The sequence below is a fragment of the Bythopirellula polymerisocia genome (assembly GCF_007860015.1).
GTDB lineage: Bacteria > Planctomycetota > Planctomycetia > Pirellulales > Lacipirellulaceae > Bythopirellula > Bythopirellula polymerisocia.
The window spans coordinates 836106-855256 of the sequence record NZ_SJPS01000002.1 but is presented as its reverse complement, the minus strand read 5'-3'; the positions used below and the strand labels follow the sequence as shown (position 1 = coordinate 855256).

Below are 19151 nucleotides of genomic sequence, written 5' to 3'. Positions count from 1 at the left end.
GAGACACTGAGCCTCGCTGCCGATTAAATGATCGACGCCTTGTCTTCCGTGTTCCTTCAATAAAAGGGCGGATCGAATTTTGCGTGCCGTACTCAAGTATCCCAGTACCAATGTTCGATTTTAGTAGGCTAAAACGGCTGGAAAATGGAGTGAGTGTGTGATTCTTGCCGGATCTAATCACGCTGGAGAAGTTGGATCACTAGTGATACTCAGCCAAAGGGTCACAGCGTATAGCTCGGAGTAAGGGTTGCCTAAAAAGGACAGCAAGACCACGCGCTACTTGTCCATCCCCGCATTTATTACTTTCATCAAACCTCGAATGGTGTTTGTCAATTGCCGCCCTTTTTTTGTTACGAAGACGACGTGTGCGTGCCCAAGTGATTCCGCCAGAGAATGCGTTTTTAGGCCGTGGGTCAACGGGCTATTCGCTAATCCAGCCATAACGCCGACGCCAGCGCCAGCTCGAACACAGGCAACAGTTATTGCGCTATTAGTGGTCTCGATCGCAATGTTTCGCCGATCGAGTAGCTCTTCCCGGTGCAAGCTTTGATCAAGCACCATTCGCGATTGGGTTCCATGACTGCCCACCACCAGGGGATATCGGACTAGATCTTTCAGGCTGATCTGGGCTTTCTTTGCCAATGGATGCCGGGCGGGGAAGACTGCCAGGTACTTGAGGTCGTAGGCTCGTTGGATGACAACGGGATCAGCGTCGATAGAAGGGCCTGGCTCCAGCGTCAGGCCGAGATCAGCCTGATCTGCAACAATGAGGCTCCGTGCGGTCTTGTCGTCTCCGTGCTGAAGGCGCAGCTCAACATGCGGATTGCCTTTCTGATAATCGATAAGAATTGGCGCCAGTTCCTCGAGCATCATACGCATTCCCGTGACGATATTTAACACCGTTCGGGTGGGCCCTGTAAGTTCACGCGCTCGTTCGAAGGATGAATCTAACGTCGCCAGCACCGGCACGAAAGTTTTGTACAACAAATCCGCGGCATGCGTCGGTTGGATGTTACGGCCCTTACGGTCGAAGAGCTTCTCACCATATTTCTTTTCGAGCTTCCTGACCTGCTCCCAGAGAGTCGGAGGGGCATAGCCCGACTGCCTCGCCGCGGCAGCGAAGCTTCCCAATTCGTAGACTTGACAGAACCAACGAAGCTGTTGAACTGTCAAATCGTTTGATTTGAGGTAGCTATCGTTCATGTTTACCTAATTTAGATTCGAAAAGGAACGACTATATAGTTTCCAACTTCACAACTATGATTATGGTAGTAGCTTATCTGGAGCAACACAATCTGGAGCACCAGGGGAGTTCACTAAACCTCTCCGTGGCCTTTCGCCGCAGGTATGGTTTGATTCGCCCACATCACCGGTTTTCCGGCTATTTTACACTGAATGATCGGCTTAGTCGTGACATCTTCGCTCGCGAATGACAAAACTCGCACCGCAAAGAGTTCTGCGCTCCATAACAGTAGTATAGATGCGTCGCCGCATCTCCGTCGGCGATATCTCTTCGTGATACTGACATTCTTGCTCTCAGTCCTTCTGTATGTGGACCGTATTTGCATTTCGGCAGCGAAAAACGAAATCTCCGCAGACTTGCACCTGGACGATCGCCAGATGGGTTGGGCAATGTCATTGTTTGCTCTGGGCTATGCACTATTTCAAACTCCAGGCGGTCGATTGGCAGATGTCTTTGGGGCACGCAAGGCTCTTTCGCTAATCGTCCTCGCTTGGTCGGCTTTCACCGGCCTTACTGGGTTGGTTAAAGGATATCTATCTCTATTGGTGGTGCGGTTCTTGTTCGGGGCAAGCGAAGCCGGAGCATTTCCCAGTATTGCCCGCGCGACCTACGGCTGGACGCCAATGGGAGAACGCGGCTTGGTGCAGGGAGTCGTCTTTTCTGGGTCGCGCATCGGCGGGGCCGCTTCGCTTGCGCTGCTACCGATCCTGATCGACTCCCTTGGCTGGCGCGGAGCTTTCCTGCTGTTGACAGGGGTTGGCGTCGTGTGGGCGATCGTATGGTTCTGGTGGTTTCGCGATGATCCACGTGACCATCAAGGGATTTCTTCCGAGGAGTTAGACTACGTTCTGGCGAACCGTCAGCAGAAAACATGCGGCGAAAAGACCTCGGCAGAATCGAAGTCGCTTCGGCTGAAAACGATCTTGTCATCGCGCAATGTTCAGTTGCTGGCTTTTCAGTACTTCTGTTCGAACTTTACATTTTTCTTCTGCCTAACTTGGCTATTCCCGCACTTGCAGAAGACATATCAGCTGTCGGGAGTCGAAGCCGGATTTTATGCCGCTGCGCCCCTTGTCGCAGGCGCGTGCGGTAATTGGACTTCCGGTTTCTGGGTGGATCGTCTTTACCGTCGCGGTCTTTGGCGCTGGTCCCGCCGTATCCCGGCTGGTCTCGGCTTCGTCCTGGGTGCAACGGGCTTGCTCGGGCATCTCGCCAGCAGCGATCCTATAGCCGCAATTAGCTGGTTCTGCTTGGCTGTTTTCGGCGCCGATATGACGCTTTCGCCGTCGTGGTCTACCTGTATCGATATTGCGAAGTCCAATGCCGGCACTGTCTCGGGGCTAATGAACATGGCAGGCAATATCGGCTCATTCGTGACCGCGTTGGCCTTTCCTTATCTCGCCGCATGGGTCGGCAGCAATGGGCCATTTTTCCTTATCGCCGCACTACTCAACGCGTCAGGGGCGGCGGCGTGGCTTCTAATCGACCCCCAACGTGAACTCGCCAAAGTATGATGAAACTCGCAAACCTAATCGAGGGACGCCTTCGACCGGAATTCTCTTACATGAACCGGATCGTGGATCTTTCCCTACCAATAGATGAGACCATGCCGGGGGTCGAGGTATTGCCGGCAAGGCACCGTTGTGCAGACGGGTGGAATGCAACGTCGCTGACGCTCTATTCGCACTCCGGCACCCATATGGACGCTCCGCGGCACTTTTTCGACGAAGGAGCAGGCATCGACGCTCTCTCGTTGGATAACCTTATGGGGCCAGCGCGCGTTGTCGATTTGATCCCCGTCGAGCCACGACAGCTCCTGAATATTGGCGACATATCGTCGCGGATCGGTGAACCGGCGCCGCGGACGAGACTGTTGCTACGCACGGATTGGCATCATCGCTATGGCAGTGCCGAATACCGCGATGCACTGCCCCGCATCTCTCGTGACCTTGCGACATGGCTGGTCGAGAAGAAGGTTGCCCTTCTCGGTGTAGAACCTCCTTCAGTAGCAGATGTCCATAACTTAGATGAACTCACGGAAGTCCACGAAATCCTGCTTGGCGGCGGTGTGGTTATTGTCGAAGGTCTTGCCAATCTCGACCAGCTAATACAAGCCGAAGTTTTCTTTGTCGCCCTCCCACTACGTATTCGCAATGGTGATGGATGTCCCGTACGCGCAATTGCAATTGAAGCATCAGAAGCAACATATGGTCCTTAGTATTGGTTCGATCGCTGACGATTATACAGGTGCCGCTGATCTGGCGAGCATGTTTGTGCAGGCTGGCCTGCGCACTGTCCAATGGTTCGGTCCCCTGCCCAAAGATCAGTCTTTTAACACCTACGATGCGGCAGTGATTGCCTTGAAGACTAGGTCGGCACCGGCACATGTTGCTGTAGAGCAGTCCAACGAAGCCTTAAACTCACTTCAACATCTGGGTGCAAAGAAAATATTTTTCAAGTACTGCTCTACTTTTGATTCTACGGAGGACGGAAATATCGGCCCGGTGGCGGCTTCTCTCTTGGATCGGCTCCAGGCACGCCAAACGATCATCTGTCCCGCTTTTCCAGGCAATGGCAGGACTGTTTACCTGGGGCATCTCTTTGTTAACGGATGCCTTCTCAACGAATCAGGCATGCAGAACCACCCACTAAATCCGATGACTGATGCCAATCTGCTTCGAATCTTGCAACGTCAGACATCGAAGAAAGTGGGCCTTATCAACTATGAAGTCGTCCAACAAGGTTGGGACGCAATTTTGCAGCGACTTGCCGTATTGCAGAAAGAAAATGTTCAATTAGTTATCTGCGATACGCTCTGTGACGACCATCTAGCAGCATTGGCAAGAGCTGTAAGAAACTCGCACCTCGCTACGGGGGGCTCAGCGATCGGCTACTGGTTGGCACGTGATATTGCAGAACAAAATGGTACCTCTCTCCCATGGAAACGCAAGTCAGATCCTACTGGGGGAGCGGTCGTTTTGTCTGGCAGCTGTTCGCCAGCTACCCAGCGGCAGGTTGCGTGTTTCAGGCAGAGTCGACCGTCTATGGCACTAGATGTACCAGGAATAATTCGTGGCGACGCTTGCGTAGAGAAATGCATAGACTGGGCAGCCAACTATCTGGGCGAAAGCCCAGTGCTGATTTATTCCTCCCCCACTCCAAGCGAGCTGGCGGCGATACATCGCCAATTCGGTCGGCGTCTCGCAGCCCAGGCGGTTGAGAGTGCCTTGGCAAAAATCGCACAGGGATTGGTGGCCGGCGGGGTGACAACGTTGGTAGTTGCCGGAGGTGAAACTTCCGGTGCCGTAATCGACGCGCTGCAGATTCCTGGCCTGAGCGTCGGACCTTCTATCGAAACGGGCGTCCCGCTAACAGAGTCTCTGGGAACTCCACCACTCACACTAGTGCTCAAGAGTGGCAATTTCGGCGGCGACAACTTTTTCGCAAAAGCTCTGGAGGCGGCAAAATGAATGAACAAGCAATTCGAAAGCAATTCGTCTTTTTTGGAAAGTCGCTCCACCAGCGCGGCTATGCATGCGGTTCGAGTGGAAACATCAGCGTCCGAATCGACCAGGACTTTCTGGTATCGCCCACCAATAGCTGTCTCGGGCAGTTGGAGCCAGAAGCCATCTCCAAGATCAACGCGGACGGCGAGTTGCTCGATGGTGCGCCGCCGACGAAGGAGGCTCGTCTTCATCTCGCATACTACGCTGCACGCCCCCAAGAGCAAGCGATCGTTCATTTACATTCGACCTATGCGGTGGCTATTTCATGCTTAGCAAATCTCGACTCTGAGAACGTCATTCCGCCGCTGACTGCCTATTTTGTCATGCGGATAGGCAAGCTCCCCCTGGTCCCGTTTTTCCCCCCAGGAGACGCAGGGTTGGCCGAAGCAGTGGGTGTCGTAGCCGGAAAATCGCACGCGATACTGCTGGCCAATCATGGCCCTGTGGTAGGAGGACGCGACTTGGAGTCGGCCGTTTATGCAGCAGAAGAACTTGAGGAAACCGCCAAGCTCTATCTGCTACTACGTGGTGCTACAGTCTCGCCATTGTCGCTGGACCAGTGCAGTACGCTAGACGGACATCGGCGAGCGTCGGCCCCTATCACGTTGTGAGTTCACCAAACCTATGTATATCGTAACAGTAGAATTTCGCGTAAAGCCCCAGCACGTTGACGCGTTTGTGTCAGCCGTCCTCAAACAAGCAGCGGCTTCCCGAATGGAAGAGGGTTGCCGGGAATTCGTAGTAATGCAACACACTGCCGAAAAGCAGTGGGTGCATTTGTATGAGGTCTACGACAATCGGCAGTGCTTTGAAGAGCATTGCTCAATGCCTCACTTCCTCAGTTTTTCGGACTTAGTGGCTTCGTGGATTGTCGAGAAGAGAGTTAATTGTTTTAAGAATCTGGAGGAGTATTGATGAAATTAAAACCGGATGCCATCGATTTAGGACACAACGGTTCTCCCGTTTCTGCCCCAGATCAACGTAGATCTCCCCCGACGACCTATAGAATCGCAGTCTTGCCGGGTGACGGGATCGGACCCGAAATCACGGACGTAGCGATGCAGGTGCTCGAGCACGTAACCACTGTGGTTGACGGTTTGCGTTTTGACTTGATGCTTCGCTCAGCCGGGGCGTCTCATTATCGGAAGAACGGAGTGGCTCTGCCAGACGGAGTCCTGGCGGACTGCCTCGCGGCGGATGCCGTGTTACTTTCCGCCATCGGCCTGCCAGATGTTCGCCGTAAAGATGGCACGGAAGTTCAGCCCGAGATGATGGTTGGCCTGCGCCGAGCGCTCAATTTGTATGCCGCTGCACGCCCTGTCCGACTCTATCCTGGGGTTGAATCAGAAGTCCGAAATACGGTACACGGCATCGATATGGTCATCGTCCGTGAGAACTTGGAGGGTCTGTTCGCTTCGTTCGACGGGGGCACGCAGGTGGACGGTGAGGTCGCGACAGACACCATTGTGATCACCCGCGCGGGCACGCGACGAGTCGTGGATTTCGCCTTTCGGCTAGCGCAAAAGAGGTTGGGAAGACCAACTGACCGACGTAGAGTCGTAACGTGTGTCGATAAAGCCAACGTCTTTCGCAGTTTCGCATTCTTTCGCAAAGTCTTCACCGACGTTGCCGCCGAATATGAAGACGTCGAAGCAGAAACTATGTATGTCGATGCGGCCTGTCTGCATCTTATCCAGAATCCAGGAGCTTTTGATGTATTAGTGATGGAGAACCAGTTCGGGGATATTCTTTCGGATCTGGGCGCGGCATTGGTTGGCGGTTTAGGGCTCGGGCCTTCGGCAGAGATCGGCGATAACCATGCGCTCTTTCAGCCCGCGCACGGCTCTGCACCGCCGTTAGCGGGTAGAAACATTGCCAATCCGATGGCTTTGATCCTCTCAGCGGCGATGATGCTAGACTGGCTTGGGGATCGTTACGGAGATCGCAGTGCCCTCAAAGCCGCTACTCTCGTCGAAAATGGCGTGGCCAAGGTCCTCGCCGAAGGCGACGTGCTGACGCCAGACCTAGGCGGCCGGGCAACCACAAAAGAGGTGGGCCAGGAGATTATCAACTGTATTTGTTGACCGACGGCTTCAGCGCTTGGGCCTCTCGAATCAGATCGGATAGCGATGCGACCAGAGCACAAAGTTAGGAACCTCGCCGGGCAACACCAACAAGTCCATGCAAGGTGGGATCACTGTGGTATCTACAACTGATCGACTGCTACCAACGGTGGCCATCTTCGTTGCCGTTTGCGCCGGCGTCCCCGCCAGCAGCAAGGAATTCTTGATCGTAGGCGTCGACTCCAAAGTCGAGTTCAAGAGAGAGGGGATCCAAAAAGTCAAGCCGGGCAGGGACTTGGTCATGATTTACGAAATTGGCGCAGACCCAGAGGAGCCCAAGTTGGTAGCAGAGTTGCCGCTGGCAAACTCCGTGTTCGGTCCGCCGACCAACCTGGCAATCACGCCTGATGCAACCCTGGCACTCGTGGCGAATTCGGTCCAGTGGGAACACCAGGGCGGAACCTGGCAGGCAGTTCCCGGAACACAGATTCACGTGATCGACCTCACGTTGCCGACGCCCAAGCGGATCGGCTCCGTAGAGTCGGATCCTCAGCCGTCCGGGATAGCAATCAGCGGTAATGGGAAGTGGGCGGCCATCGCAAACCGCGCAGGAAAGTCCGTAACGCTATACTCCATCGAGGCGAAAAAAATAGAATTGGAAGATTCGGTCCAAGTGGACGGAGAGGCCGCCTCAGTGGCATTCTCGCCCGACGGGAGGACCATTCTCGCCACGAAGTTTGCTCAGCACTCTGTGGCAGTCATCCAAAACGACGAGGGCCAGTTGAGTTATGACGCCACGCTCGATCTTCCCGTTGGCCGCTGGCCTTACAATGTGCAAGTAGCCAACCATCGCGTCGCGCTGGTGGCGAACAACGGAAACGCTGGCCTCCCGGATGGTCACGCTGACACGGTGAGCGTGATAGATATTTCCCATGATCCGCCCAGGGTCGTGAAGCACATCACCGTTGGAGACGGCCCCGAAGGGCTTGCGGTCAGCCCCGATGGCACACTAGCCGTGGTGGTGCTGCTTCAGGGGAGCGCGCCACCATTTGAGAGGTCCTGGTTCTATAACGAGGGGGGATCAGCGACACTGCTTTCGATCAACGGCAAGAACGTTTTCCGCGCGGGCACAGTCGCCACTGGGCGTTTCGCTGAAGGTGTGGGATTTAACAAGAATGGAACCCACTGCTACGTTGCTGACCTCTTGGATAATCGGATCTCGATTTTCCGTGTTGAAAGAGGCGGACTAGCAGCAACAGGCAAGTCGGTGCCACTGCTCGGCCACGCTGCTTCGCTGCGAACGCAAGCACCGTGAGTAAGCCAGTGTAGTTTTGGAAATTAACGACCGAGAGGGATTGAGGGCATGGTGTGTAACCCTGCAAATGTATCTTGGTGCCCTACTTTGGATCAGAGGTCATTTTCCAAATCACGCCACACGGGTTGTTGTGGGGTCGAGAAGTGCAGCTTTGCGTCCGTTGGGACCATCGTCAGACGGACCGGGGCGTGCCGCCACCCCGGTCGGGAGAGCGGAAAGCGTTTCTTTCACGTCATCTCCCAAGAAACAAAGGTGATGGAGGCCTTCACCACCCTCCTGAAGATGCTCTTGTAGAGGATGATCCTCGGTAAGAGGCTGCACCAATTGCAGCTGAATATTGCCCATATTTAAATGAGTCAACCGAACTCCCCCACTACCGATTACCTAATCCGCTACTACTCCCTTTAAACCTTTGACGCAGGTGACTAACAGCCGCATGAACGAATTGAAGGAATAGAATTGTGAAAATTATTCTCATTGGCTTGCAGATCATTTTTTTTGCCATGGAAACGTCTGCCTGGAGCCACGCCGCGGTACAGGATGAGATTCTTTCATTACGGAAAGTTAATTTTAATTCCGGCTGGAGATTTCAGCGCGGAGAGCATCCGGAAGCGTCCGACGTACTGTTCGATGATTCTCAGTGGGAAGCTGTGAGGATACCTCACGACTGGAGCATTGAGGGACCCATCGAAGAAAATAATCCCTCTGGCAGTCAGGGGGGCTACTACCCGTGTGGCATAGGTTACTACCGAAAAACGTTTGCTTTTGATCCGGCATGGAAAGACCGGCTAGTACAGATCAAGTTCGATGGTGTCATGAGCAACAGTGAAGTGTGGATCAATGGCCGGCTGCTGGGAAAACGGCCGAACGGGTACGTCGGCTTTACCTACGATTTGACTCTTCACTTGCAGGACGGCGAAAACGTCATCTCAGTGCGTGCTGATAATGCGGCACAACCGAGCAGTCGTTGGTATACTGGCTGTGGGATTTATCGCAATGTATGGCTAAACGTTTGCAACAAGGTATCCGTCGCCCAGCATGGCACTTACGTGATCGCCAATAACGTGACTGCAGATTCCGCAGCAGTTCAGATCGAGACCTCGATCCGAAATAGCGCGGCCAAGACCACACAGGTTGTGATTGTTTCTGAGGTCTACGATCCGAACGGGAAGAAAATCGCGGAACAGTCGCAAAGCGCGTCGATTGCCACGGACAAAGTAGCAACCGTTCGGCAAAACTTCGACGTTCCGAAACCGGATCTATGGTCGATCGAATCACCGCACCAGTACTTGTTGCTCACGAAGCTGATGTCTGAGAATCAGATGATCGATGCCTATGAAACTCCGTTCGGAATCAGGGATATCCGATTCGAAGTCGAGACCGGTTTCTGGCTAAATGGGAAGAATATCAAAGTTAAAGGAGTCAATAATCACCACGACGGCGGTCCTGTCGGTGCAGCTGTTCCGGACGACGTGCTGCACCGCAGATTGGTCTTGCTTAAGGAAATGGGCTGCAATGCCATTCGTACGGCGCACAATCCTGCCGCTCCCGAGTTTTACGACATGTGTGACCGAATGGGATTCTTGGTGATGGATGAAATTTTCGACGAATGGATCGCGTCCTGGCCGTGGGTCAAGAAGCTGAAGGATGAAGGGAAGGTTAAATATGGATATCACCGCTACTTTGAGAAATGGTGGAAACAGGACTTAGAAGACGTGATCCTCCGTGATCGGAATCATCCCAGTATCTTCCTGTGGAGTGTTGGAAACGAGATTCCGGATCAGTGTTACCCCGAAGGCCCAAAGCGACTCTTGCCGATCATGGCGGCGGTTCGCGCTCTAGATACGACGCGTCCGATCACCTGCGGCTGCTGCTTTATTCACCTCGCCAACGCAACCGGATTCGCTTCCATGCTGGATATGACCGGATACAATGGGGGCGGCGGATCGATATTTTACGAAAAAGACAAGGCAACGTATCCGAACCGTAAATTCATCGCCACCGAAGTGCCGCACTCCTTTCAAACGCGAGGAGTCTATAAAACCAAAACGGAGATGCGAGCACCTCAAGAAGGTATTCCGGTCGCTGACCTGACCGAATCAGAGGTATTTCCAAACGTCTCACATTTTTATTCTTCTTCGTATGATAACTCTAGCGTGCGGATCAGCGCCCGAGATTCGTGGCGTCGAACCGCCAGCCTTCCTTACGTTGCCGGTGAGTTTCGTTGGACTGGTTTTGATTATTTGGGCGAAGCCATCAGAGGTTGGCCCTCGCGGTTCTGGAACTTCGGCATCATCGACCTCTGTGGCTTCCCAAAAGACCACTACTACTTTTACCAGAGTCAATGGACCGAAACACCAATAGTGCACATTCTTCCGCATTGGACTTGGCCTGGGAAAGATGGAAAAGTCATCCCAGTCTGGACCTACTCTAACGCCGAAGAGGTGGAGCTCTTCTTGAACGATAAATCGCTCGGAGCGAAGCTAAACGAAGATGAAATGAATTTGTCCTGGGATGTGCCTTATGCGCCTGGCACGCTAAAAGCTGTCGCGCGCACGGACGGAACCGTGATAGCGGAAAGCATCGTCAAAACCGCATCGAAGCCCGCGCGAATACAGATGATTGCCGACAAGAAAACGGTGGCAGCCGACGGAGTCAGTTGTGTGCATTTGGAATGTAATGTATTGGATCAAGAAGGAAACTTCGTGCCGAACGCGAATAACCTCATCACTTTCAAAATATCAGGCCCGGCCGATAACATCGGTGTTGATAACGGAGATCCGTTGGATATGGTCTCAACGAAAATCAATCAACGAAGAGCCTTTAACGGGAAATGTCTGCTGATTCTCCAGAGTCGCAAGCAAGAAGGTTTGGCTACCGTCGAGGCGATCTCCAATGGACTTGCATCCGAAAAAGTCGAAATCACAACTACAAATCAATAAGCCTGCGTAAATACAGTGTTGATGGTGGTGCTGAACTATAGAGCAGTATGGTGAGAGTGAGTTGATTGTAGGAGCTAATTGTCGGTTGCATCAGTTGAGCCAAGCTAAGCTTGGAATGGGGAATGAAATCTAATTTGCAAATCTGAAACCTTTTATCGGAGCCTTGCGGGTGAGAATCCTGTCCAATAGAGTTTGACCAGCAACTGGAAGCGAGTCTTGCGTGGGGTCTGTGTAACCGGCACTGCGAACCGACCATGGAAAAAGGCGAGGGTGGCGACGGTGCTTGGGGCGAACTGCTTAAAAACCCATCTCCGCTCGTCGCCATGAAGTAGCCCTGACCTTCCCTCAAGTGTAGTACCAGCCTAAGTGAGAGAGTCGGGGTTAGTGCAGCAGGCTTGCTTCCATTGCTTGACAATCAAGACAGTCGCTCACTCCAGCAAACCAGCTGTCGGCGAATTCCGCACCTTACTTCTGTAAGCGTTATGACTTATCCGAACGCACGGTCCAGAAGGTCTAGAGCAAGCGATAATTCATCGTAATCCGCTGCTTCTTCAACCACTGCTTTCAGCATTTCAGAACAAATTGCGGCGCTGTTTGTAAGAGACAACCTGTTGGCATCATAGACTCTGTCGAATGCCGCTTCGCCTACCATTGGTTCGGTGGCGAAGCTAGCTTCCTCTTTCGGTTCATTGCTAATCCATTCCAATGCCATTGCTGCATCAATCAGTTCGGTACGCGTTGATCTTAGAGTTAACGCAGGTTCTTTTATGACTTCAGATGGTTCTATGACGCTGGCCACCTGCCCAGCGGTGGTCTGGCCGTAGCTTGTCCCCCACAACGACAGGTCGATGCCGTCGACGCTGCCATCGAGGTTGGCGTCGCCATCGGCTAATGTGGCGCTCGTTGTACGGAAACCCCGCTGCCATGCTAAGAAGTCAGCGCCATCGACATCGTTGTCACTATCAAAGTCCGCCAGTTGAGCAGTAACGCTACCTGTACCATATTGTTCTTTCCACAAGCTAAGGTCAACTCCGTCGTAGACGTCGCCAAAGCCCCGCTGCCAGGCAAGGAAGTCAGCGCCATCGACATCGTTGTCACTATCGAAGTCCGCAGTTGCGGTCAAAATGCGAGTGAACTCAAGCGTGTTGAGTTTGAGGCCGAGAGTTGTTCCAACCTGGTTAGCTACCTTGCCGATGAACCTGATTTCGGAAGCCATGAGAATGTTATCGGACCCGTTCAACGAGAAGTTGTCGACTTGCATGCGAATGTGGGTGACGCCCTCCATTTCCGCAGGGAGCATCTGGACTTCGGGGCCGAACATGGCGACCGGCGACGAGGGAGTACCGCCTTGGTTCTCCGAGGCGTCGGCAGATCGCTCGGTCCAGGTCAGTAGATCGCTTCCAACAAACGTTACGCCACCGTCGGTTGAGTAGGACAACCGGGTATTTTCAAAGCCTCGGTCTGTCTGCAGTTCCGAGTCATGCTGCTCGGTGCTATTCCACAACACCATTCCACTGACGTCGAACGTACCGCCCAGATCAAACGTAAGTTGATTGGCTTCAGGAGCATTGCGAATTCTAGAGACCCGAGACGAATAATTCCCCGAGATATGTTCTGGCCAAACGGCGGGGATCGGATCTCCGGTTTCAACAATCGTAGGATCCGCCAGGCCCGAGCCGTTATACCAGTTGTCGCCGTTCGTGTTGCCGGTTTCAATGTCGACGATTGTGCCATATTGAATATACGAACCGCCTACGCTCGCCAACTCTGCGTCGATCGGAGCAATGACAACGTCTTGTTCGCCAAAGAATTCGACTCGGAACACCTAGTCCTCGCCGGCCCAGGCAGTTAAATCAATCCCCGGAATAAGGTGATCAAGTCTGACGTCGTCGGTGTCGGGTATCTCTACCGATCCAAGTTCGGTAAAGGTATCGGATAAAGCACTTCCGGCGATCAACAATCGAATGCCCTTGGCCGTCGGGTTGTTTGACCATGCGTTGACGTTGATATCGTAGACGCCAGCAACGACATCACGCGTAAACTCCAGCCACTCCCCATCGACGGTGCTGTTGACGAAGATGCTCCCGGCGTGAAGATCAACGTCCTCATCACGCCGGGCATCATTGCCTGTGCCGGAGTTGCCAGGGGTTGTGTCGAAATAGGCAACGCCCTGACCGCCTTCATCAAATTCCTCGGCTCGGATGATGGTTCCGTCCTGGACTGTCTGATCTTCAGTCAGTTCATTAAATGGCAATTGAACCGGTTCGATGACCGTGAAATTGATCGTCACCGATTCACCCGCCGTGCCGCCCAATCCACTCAATGTGTAGGGCGTTACAACTAGCGTGTACTTGCCTGGCAACATCGTTTCGGAATGGAAATCCCCACCGGCGTCTCCGAAGAGCGCGTAAGGAAGCACACTTTCAGTTTGGGTGTGGGGTGAAGGCCCGGACAGATTGAATCCAACGCTCCCTGTTTCTGCATTTGCGTTCGCCCGAACGTTCAAGTTTGGTGTCGGCAGTGTGGTCAGGTTGATCACCATGCCTTCGGTCAAAGCGGAAATATCGGGGTCACCTTCAAGATCGGCAGCCACCAAAAACAGCCCCTCGATTTCCGGATCATCCGACGGAAGCGGATCGTTGGTGGGCCTGATCTGGATCGTAGCGCCAGATTCAAACACCTTCATCCAGAGGTCACCGCCGGCGTCGCGAAAATAAGCGTTTGATGTCGCGTTGCGAAGATCTTGCAGAGAGGTTTGAGATGCCCCGGAGGTCGGCTTGTAATCGGTCCCCACACCCTTGAAGCGATAAACCGAATAGTCCCCGGACTCTTGACCGCGCATCACATCCATTTTGACGGTGAACCCTTCTGTTGGCACCGACTCGGTAAATGTGAATGTGTAGTCGCCCGCATTCAACTTGGTGTAAAGTCGCTGTCTGGTGATATTGCGGCGATTGACTCGCAAACGGTGGTCGTCGCCATTCCGGACGTCGAAAAATGGAAAATCGCCTGCCCCACTGATCGTGTCCAATTGTAGATAGCCAAATCGATCATCACTGATATAGGCGTTCCAGCCAGCCGGAGTGAGATCGGTGGAATCCCGGTAGAAGTTAATTTTTGGCGTCAGCACATGTCCAGCACCACCACCGGCATGTCCCGTCAAAGAACCATCGACGTCTAATACAATGCCTGAAATCGCATCGGGGCGCCCCGCAGCGTTGACTGGCGTGTTGTTAACGAAATCCTGAACAATACCAACCGATAAATGGCCAGCAGTTCCGTCATCCTCAAACGTGATGCCTGAGGCTCGCGGCATCGCGTGCTTATGGGCACCGCCAGTGTTCACAAACGTGTAAGCGTTTGCTTCCGCAAACCCGGCAAAGTGAGCCCCAATAATTTCACCGGGACCATCGTACAATTTGTAGCCACCAACATCCTGCGACAACGTGGCATTGCCTTGACTGTGCCCCACAAAAAGAATGTTCCGCTCGATCTGTTGAAACGTATTGAACGAGCCGGTTCTGACATCAGCAAACATGCTGCCGTCAAAGGTGACGTTACTGCCGCGATGGTAGACCGCAGTGCCGTTGTGCTTGTAGCCAGTATAGTTATTGAAGGTCGCCCGTTGCGTTGGGGTGTAACCCACGCTACCGCCACCCCTGATATCAGCTCCACGGTCAAACGTCAGTCCGACCGGAGACGAATGCGACGTGTTGTTGTCGAACACACCTAGCCGCATCGTTCCTGGATTCATCCCGTTATATAGTCCGGTGTCTTTGGAGAGTCCAAGAACCCGATCGGGCAAGATAAACCAGAACCCGGTTCCCTCAGACCCCGCCGCAATGTTGCCAACCCACGTATTGTCCGGGTTGGTAATCCAGTAAGACGCAGAACTCAAAAATCGCTGGGTGACCTGCTGCCCTGTATCATGCGATCCCTCACCGTTTCCATTTCGCGGAGCCTCGCCATTCACTTTTCCGTCGGAACCACGAGTGATCCCGGGAACAATAAAGGGATCATTTGCATTTCCACCGCTTCCGCCCACCCTGTGAATCCCGAAAACTATGTTGCTCAAGAATTGGTTGTCAAATTCCGCGGCGTCTTCCATGAACACCCCGTGCCCGTGAATGTCGTGCAGCACGTTCGCTTCCAGCAGCAGACCTTGCGTACCGTGAACCGTTACGCCGCGATTATTCGAATTGGTGATACTGGAATTCCGCAGAATGTCGCCCGCGCGATTTCCGGCAACATGCCAGTGAACGGGGTAACGTCCAAGTTTGCCGGTCTGCCCCATCTTGTCGAAGCGGGTGCCCTCAATGGTGATTTGACCCGACCCTGGCATGATCATCGTATGCGCGCCAATGCCCAGGTTTTTCCCCGACCCGGTCCCGTAGTTCGCCCGGTTGCCGAAGCTCGAGTCGGTGTCCTGGGTTCCCTGGATCGTGATGCTGCGATTGAGCAAAGCGACTTCGGCTCGCATGTCGATGCTTAGCTCACCGTTTCGGTAGTACTCGATTTCTCCGTAGTGTCTGTGGTTTAGCGGCGAATTCAGCGTCAGCGTTGTGCGGTTGCTTGCAACGCTGATGCCTGTAATCGTCCGCACTTCCTCATCGGCGTAGTCATTGGACGAACTGGCAATCACAATTTGATCGCCAACCTCCCAATTGAGCGTGCCATCAGAGTTGGCTGACGTTGATCCGTCAAAATTACGCTCAATCACATTTTCGACGATGATGCTTGCCGAATTCTGAGGCGCTGTCGTAGCCAGCTTGGTAAAACTAAGTTTCTCTTCGCCGAAGAACTGCAGGCGACCCCCCATGGCCGTCATGAGGAATCCATCATTGTCGCTAATCTGCATCGTCCCGGAAGCCGTTTCGATGGTGTGGTCGGCGTTCGGGTTTGTCCCGGTGAGTGTGAGGATGAAGCCATGGTTGTCGTACGGATTGGCTGCGGTGCCAATCTGGAAGACCCCGCCGCTGTTGACATGAATCCAGTCGGCTGCAAGCGTCTTGTTGGGAGAGTTGACCGCGCCTTCCGCAGCGACCAGTTGACCGTGCACAACAATTTTGTCGGCAACATGGTTCGTGCCATTTAGCGTTACGGTCGTGCCTTGTGAAACGATGGCCCGTGACGTTTGGCTGGGAACGCCATTGCTCCAGGTGTTGGCGTCATGCCAATTGCCCGATTGAACGGCAGTGGTTACTGCCAGAAGTTCACGAGGCTCTAGTGTTTCAAACCGCAAAGTTGAAGGCCCCGCAGATGCTAAGTGGTCGGTTCGCCTGACTTTAGTCGACTTGGAGAGAGAGCCGCGAAACCCGCGCAGAGTCTCAAGAAAATACCCCATTACAGTTTTGCCTCGGTCGGTAAGGGTTCAAGGAATGCGAGCTGCCTCAGGAATAGCATCCGCGGCATGCAGTCGCACGATCCGATTTCATCTGTCCATAGGCAATGCGCCTTGAAAATGCGAAATTGGACAGCCAAAAAGGATAGTTGCTAGCCTTTTTTGCGATATTTTCGTTGTCATTTTCCATATGCGCATTTCCGATCCAAGTACGATCCCTAGCACGCCTATCAGCGGTGGAATATTCTTCGCGGCAAGCCCAACAAAAACGGGGGAGGCGCGGAGCCAGCCCAGGGCTCCCATACTCCCAGAACCTCTGGAAGTCCTCCCGCAACAGGTGAGCCCGGACGCTCCTGAGGATATACCTGAGGAGTTCCGACAGCTTGATCGTCTGCTGGTCGGTCAGGTTCTCCGGCCGTTTTAGCAGACACCACCTAGAGCGCTTGAACACCTGCTCGTAGCCTTCCGCCTTCATCTGCTGCGCACCTGAGTCCAACCTTGAGTCGTTCCATCGTCAAAATCGCCGATAACAAGGGGGTCGCTAACCGTCGGGGCACCAACATCATCAATAAAGTTACTCTCAGCGCGTGCAGAACTGACTCTCAGCAAAATGCTGTCGCAGCATAAAACGTGAAGAATCTTCTTCATTAGACCTATCTCCCAAAGCAAAGGTAAGAAAACAGAATAGAAATTAGCCGAACAAACCCATAAACGGGTTTTCCACTCGACTTCTGTTTGCACAATAAACATACGGGGGACGCGCTGCCCCAGCGCTCCCCCGCATTCTGCTCACGTGACAAGCACGAAGTCAGTCGTACAACTTTACAATCTTCTAGCTTCGACGACGGCCACACAGGGTGACTGCCGACAATGCCAACCCCACGAGCACCAACGACGTAGGTTCGGGCACAGCAGCGGCAATCGCTGCTACGTCGGCTGCGTCGAAGAAATCGTTACCGGTCACGTCAAAATCATTCAGATTTAGCGACGCCAGCACATCGGCTGAGCTATTGCCCAGCCCTATCAGCGTGTTTTGGCGATCGGCGGCGGACACACTGCCATTTCCGTCCAGGTAGAGCTGTGCCAGATCGACGTCGGCTTGGGTGAGAAAACCATCCTTGTTCACGTCACCGGGTTGTATGGCGAACGTCCTGATTAGCGATAAGTTATCAACCGTTACCTGGGTGAAGACCGCTCCATCGGCATGGTTGTCCGGCACAGGAGTGCCCGGAAAGTTGACAATCGACGTATTGGCGAGTGATTGAAAGATAAGGTTCACCGGGTCACCGCTGTCCTGGGCGGCCTTGAGAGCTGCACCGCTAATGGACAAGGTTTGCGTACCTTGGGTGGTAATGTCCGACAATTGCTTGTCGAAGACTGAACCAGCCACGGCCGTGTTAGGATCGGTGGAGTTCGTCCCTACGGTCAATGCAAGCTTGAAGTTAGAATTCGGGTTAGAGGGTCTAGCTGCATTGAAGTTGATATCGAATGCCAACTCATAAGTTGCGCTGACATCAATCGTCACTCCGTTGAGAATGTCTGTCTGAATGAGACCATTTTGATAGCCTCCAGCCGAGTTCAAAGAGAACTGTTCAGTTCCAATGCCATAGTGAGTGTCGAGATAGAAAGAGCCCTGATTACCATTGGACGAATGAAGCAGATTCAGCCCCGTGCCATCTGGGCCGTTTACGGCTGCTACGATCCCGTTTGGGTCATTATTGTACGGCGTCCAGTGATCGACGTCCCCAGTGTTGCCTCTGAAGGGGCCAAAATTTCCGTGGCCTCCGTTGATGTTGAATGCGCCAGTGTTTGTGCCACCAAGTACCACATTACTGGTGTTGGAGAGGTCGCCATTTTTAACGATATTCGGCTGGACAGGGGAAACCGCAGGGAACGGTTGTACGTTATTGCTGCGCCCGAGTAGGACGTTGTCGAGCGAAAACTTTGTCCCTAAGACGCTATCCGAATTGCCCGCGTTGTTATTGAGGCCATCGAGTATGTCGAAACGAACTTGGTCCTTCACTTTTCCCCACGCCGCGTCACCAGAGTCGAGTACCAAGGTGTGAGTATGGAAACCATTGTCGTTATTGGTAACAAGTGATTGGAGATGTGCATTGTCGTAAGTGTCTTCTCCATCGGTTCCGTTTGGTGACAAGAAAATCCGTCCCTTAAGAGCCGGATTGATGTTACCGGTACCTGGTTGGCCGGGATCCTCAGGAGGGAGGACGTCAAACCTGAGGTCATACTGAATGATGTCGTGCTGCCCGGGAAGATTACCGACCGTAAAGTCGTTAGGATTGCCAGCGGGAGCATTTGCGCTCGTCATATTGGCACGAACGTAGGAGTCGGCGTTCCCATCGCTCCCGAGCCCGCCTGGGTTCGTATTTTGAAGCGTGCCACCAACCGATCCGATCGCATCGATGCGCACCTGAGACCAACCCTGAGTCGTGCCATCGTCAAAGTCGCCGATGACAATAGGGTCGCTAAGAGTCGGGGCGCCAACACCATCAAGAAAGACAGTCTCGGCACGTACAGAACTGGCAGCCAGCACGATGCCGACGCAACTTAGAGTCTGAAAAATCTTCTTCATTAGATCTACCTCCGGAAACAAGTGCAAGTAACAAGTAATTTGAATTTAAATTTGCCGGGCAAACCCATAAACGGGTTTTCCACTCGACCTCTGTTAACACAATAAACATGCGGGGGACGCTCTGCCCCGGCGCTCCCCCGCATTCTGCTCA

At 53.4% G+C, this 19151-nt stretch carries 15 protein-coding genes; 8 read left to right on the top strand and 7 right to left on the bottom strand.

What is annotated here, in order from left to right; translation table 11 throughout:
- Window positions 1-276: 276 nt before the first annotated feature.
- Window positions 277-1203 (bottom strand): LysR family transcriptional regulator, encoded by a 927-nt coding sequence (locus Pla144_RS09480; protein ID WP_146450398.1) that lies wholly within the window; start codon window positions 1201-1203, stop codon window positions 277-279.
- Window positions 1204-1515: 312 nt separating this feature from the next.
- Between Pla144_RS09480 and Pla144_RS09475 the strand changes: the two genes are divergently transcribed.
- The 7 genes from Pla144_RS09475 (at window position 1516) to Pla144_RS09445 (ending at window position 8127) form a co-directional block, all read left to right on the top strand.
- On the top strand, window positions 1516-2757 hold the full coding sequence (locus Pla144_RS09475) for an MFS transporter (RefSeq protein ID WP_197530534.1): 1242 nt from the start codon (window positions 1516-1518) through the stop codon (window positions 2755-2757).
- A gap of 50 nt (window positions 2758-2807) precedes the next feature.
- Entirely contained in the window at window positions 2808-3461 is a 654-nt protein-coding gene (locus Pla144_RS09470) for a cyclase family protein (protein ID WP_146450396.1), read from the top strand.
- A complete protein-coding gene (gene otnK, locus Pla144_RS09465) occupies window positions 3451-4713 on the top strand; it encodes a 3-oxo-tetronate kinase (RefSeq protein WP_146450395.1) in 1263 nt (420 codons plus the stop codon). The genes Pla144_RS09470 and otnK overlap by 11 nt, the downstream gene beginning before the upstream one ends.
- Window positions 4710-5360 (top strand): 3-oxo-tetronate 4-phosphate decarboxylase, encoded by a 651-nt coding sequence (gene otnC, locus Pla144_RS09460; RefSeq protein WP_146450394.1) that lies wholly within the window; start codon window positions 4710-4712, stop codon window positions 5358-5360. The genes otnK and otnC overlap by 4 nt, the downstream gene beginning before the upstream one ends.
- A gap of 13 nt (window positions 5361-5373) precedes the next feature.
- A complete protein-coding gene (locus Pla144_RS25520; RefSeq protein ID WP_146450393.1) occupies window positions 5374-5664 on the top strand; it encodes a putative quinol monooxygenase in 291 nt (96 codons plus the stop codon).
- On the top strand, window positions 5664-6833 hold the full coding sequence (locus tag Pla144_RS09450) for an isocitrate/isopropylmalate dehydrogenase family protein (protein ID WP_146450392.1): 1170 nt from the start codon (window positions 5664-5666) through the stop codon (window positions 6831-6833). The genes Pla144_RS25520 and Pla144_RS09450 overlap by 1 nt, the downstream gene beginning before the upstream one ends.
- A gap of 115 nt (window positions 6834-6948) precedes the next feature.
- Window positions 6949-8127 carry a YncE family protein gene (locus Pla144_RS09445; RefSeq protein WP_197530533.1) on the top strand — a complete coding sequence of 393 codons (1179 nt, stop codon included), beginning with the start codon at window positions 6949-6951 and terminating at the stop codon, window positions 8125-8127.
- Window positions 8128-8238: 111 nt separating this feature from the next.
- Here Pla144_RS09445 and Pla144_RS09440 read toward each other — a convergent pair whose 3' ends face one another.
- The gene (locus Pla144_RS09440) at window positions 8239-8487 is read right to left on the bottom strand and encodes a VOC family protein (RefSeq protein WP_231936260.1); all 249 of its coding nucleotides are present in this window, start codon (window positions 8485-8487) and stop codon (window positions 8239-8241) included.
- Window positions 8488-8588: 101 nt separating this feature from the next.
- Between Pla144_RS09440 and Pla144_RS09435 the strand changes: the two genes are divergently transcribed.
- The gene (locus Pla144_RS09435; RefSeq protein WP_146450390.1) at window positions 8589-11069 is read left to right on the top strand and encodes a glycoside hydrolase family 2 TIM barrel-domain containing protein; all 2481 of its coding nucleotides are present in this window, start codon (window positions 8589-8591) and stop codon (window positions 11067-11069) included.
- A gap of 487 nt (window positions 11070-11556) precedes the next feature.
- On the opposite strand, the gene Pla144_RS09430 is transcribed toward Pla144_RS09435, so the two are convergent.
- The 5 genes from Pla144_RS09430 to Pla144_RS09415 all read right to left on the bottom strand — a co-directional run bounded on the left by Pla144_RS09430 (window position 11557) and on the right by Pla144_RS09415 (window position 19000).
- Window positions 11557-12894 (bottom strand): hypothetical protein, encoded by a 1338-nt coding sequence (locus tag Pla144_RS09430; RefSeq protein ID WP_146450389.1) that lies wholly within the window; start codon window positions 12892-12894, stop codon window positions 11557-11559.
- Complete coding sequence (locus tag Pla144_RS09425; protein ID WP_146450388.1) at window positions 12895-16413, bottom strand: G8 domain-containing protein; 3519 nt, start codon at window positions 16411-16413, stop codon at window positions 12895-12897.
- A 46-nt stretch (window positions 16414-16459) separates the two neighbouring features.
- Window positions 16460-16885, bottom strand: a complete 426-nt coding sequence (locus tag Pla144_RS09420; protein ID WP_146450387.1) for a transposase — start codon at window positions 16883-16885, stop codon at window positions 16460-16462.
- Window positions 16882-17058, bottom strand: a complete 177-nt coding sequence (locus tag Pla144_RS24530; RefSeq protein WP_197530532.1) for a hypothetical protein — start codon at window positions 17056-17058, stop codon at window positions 16882-16884. The genes Pla144_RS09420 and Pla144_RS24530 overlap by 4 nt, the downstream gene beginning before the upstream one ends.
- 184 nt (window positions 17059-17242) lie before the next feature.
- Window positions 17243-19000, bottom strand: coding sequence for a PEP-CTERM sorting domain-containing protein (locus Pla144_RS09415; protein ID WP_146450386.1), 1758 nt, complete (start codon window positions 18998-19000; stop codon window positions 17243-17245).
- Between the last annotated feature and the right edge of the window lie 151 nt (window positions 19001-19151).

What these genes read in the sequence shown, in the direction of transcription:
- Pla144_RS09480 (WP_146450398.1), bottom strand. Translation starts at nt 1,203, where the DNA reads ATGAACGATAGCTACCTCAAATCAAACGATTTGACAGTTCAACAGCTT.
- Pla144_RS09470 (WP_146450396.1), top strand. Translation starts at nt 2,808, where the DNA reads ATGAACCGGATCGTGGATCTTTCCCTACCAATAGATGAGACCATGCCG.
- otnK (WP_146450395.1), top strand. Translation starts at nt 3,451, where the DNA reads ATGGTCCTTAGTATTGGTTCGATCGCTGACGATTATACAGGTGCCGCT.
- otnC (WP_146450394.1), top strand. Translation starts at nt 4,710, where the DNA reads ATGAATGAACAAGCAATTCGAAAGCAATTCGTCTTTTTTGGAAAGTCG.
- Pla144_RS25520 (WP_146450393.1), top strand. Translation starts at nt 5,374, where the DNA reads ATGTATATCGTAACAGTAGAATTTCGCGTAAAGCCCCAGCACGTTGAC.
- Pla144_RS09450 (WP_146450392.1), top strand. Translation starts at nt 5,664, where the DNA reads ATGAAATTAAAACCGGATGCCATCGATTTAGGACACAACGGTTCTCCC.
- Pla144_RS09425 (WP_146450388.1), bottom strand. Translation starts at nt 16,413, where the DNA reads ATGGGGTATTTTCTTGAGACTCTGCGCGGGTTTCGCGGCTCTCTCTCC.
- Pla144_RS09420 (WP_146450387.1), bottom strand. Translation starts at nt 16,885, where the DNA reads ATGAAGGCGGAAGGCTACGAGCAGGTGTTCAAGCGCTCTAGGTGGTGT.
- Pla144_RS24530 (WP_197530532.1), bottom strand. Translation starts at nt 17,058, where the DNA reads ATGAAGAAGATTCTTCACGTTTTATGCTGCGACAGCATTTTGCTGAGA.
- Pla144_RS09415 (WP_146450386.1), bottom strand. Translation starts at nt 19,000, where the DNA reads ATGAAGAAGATTTTTCAGACTCTAAGTTGCGTCGGCATCGTGCTGGCT.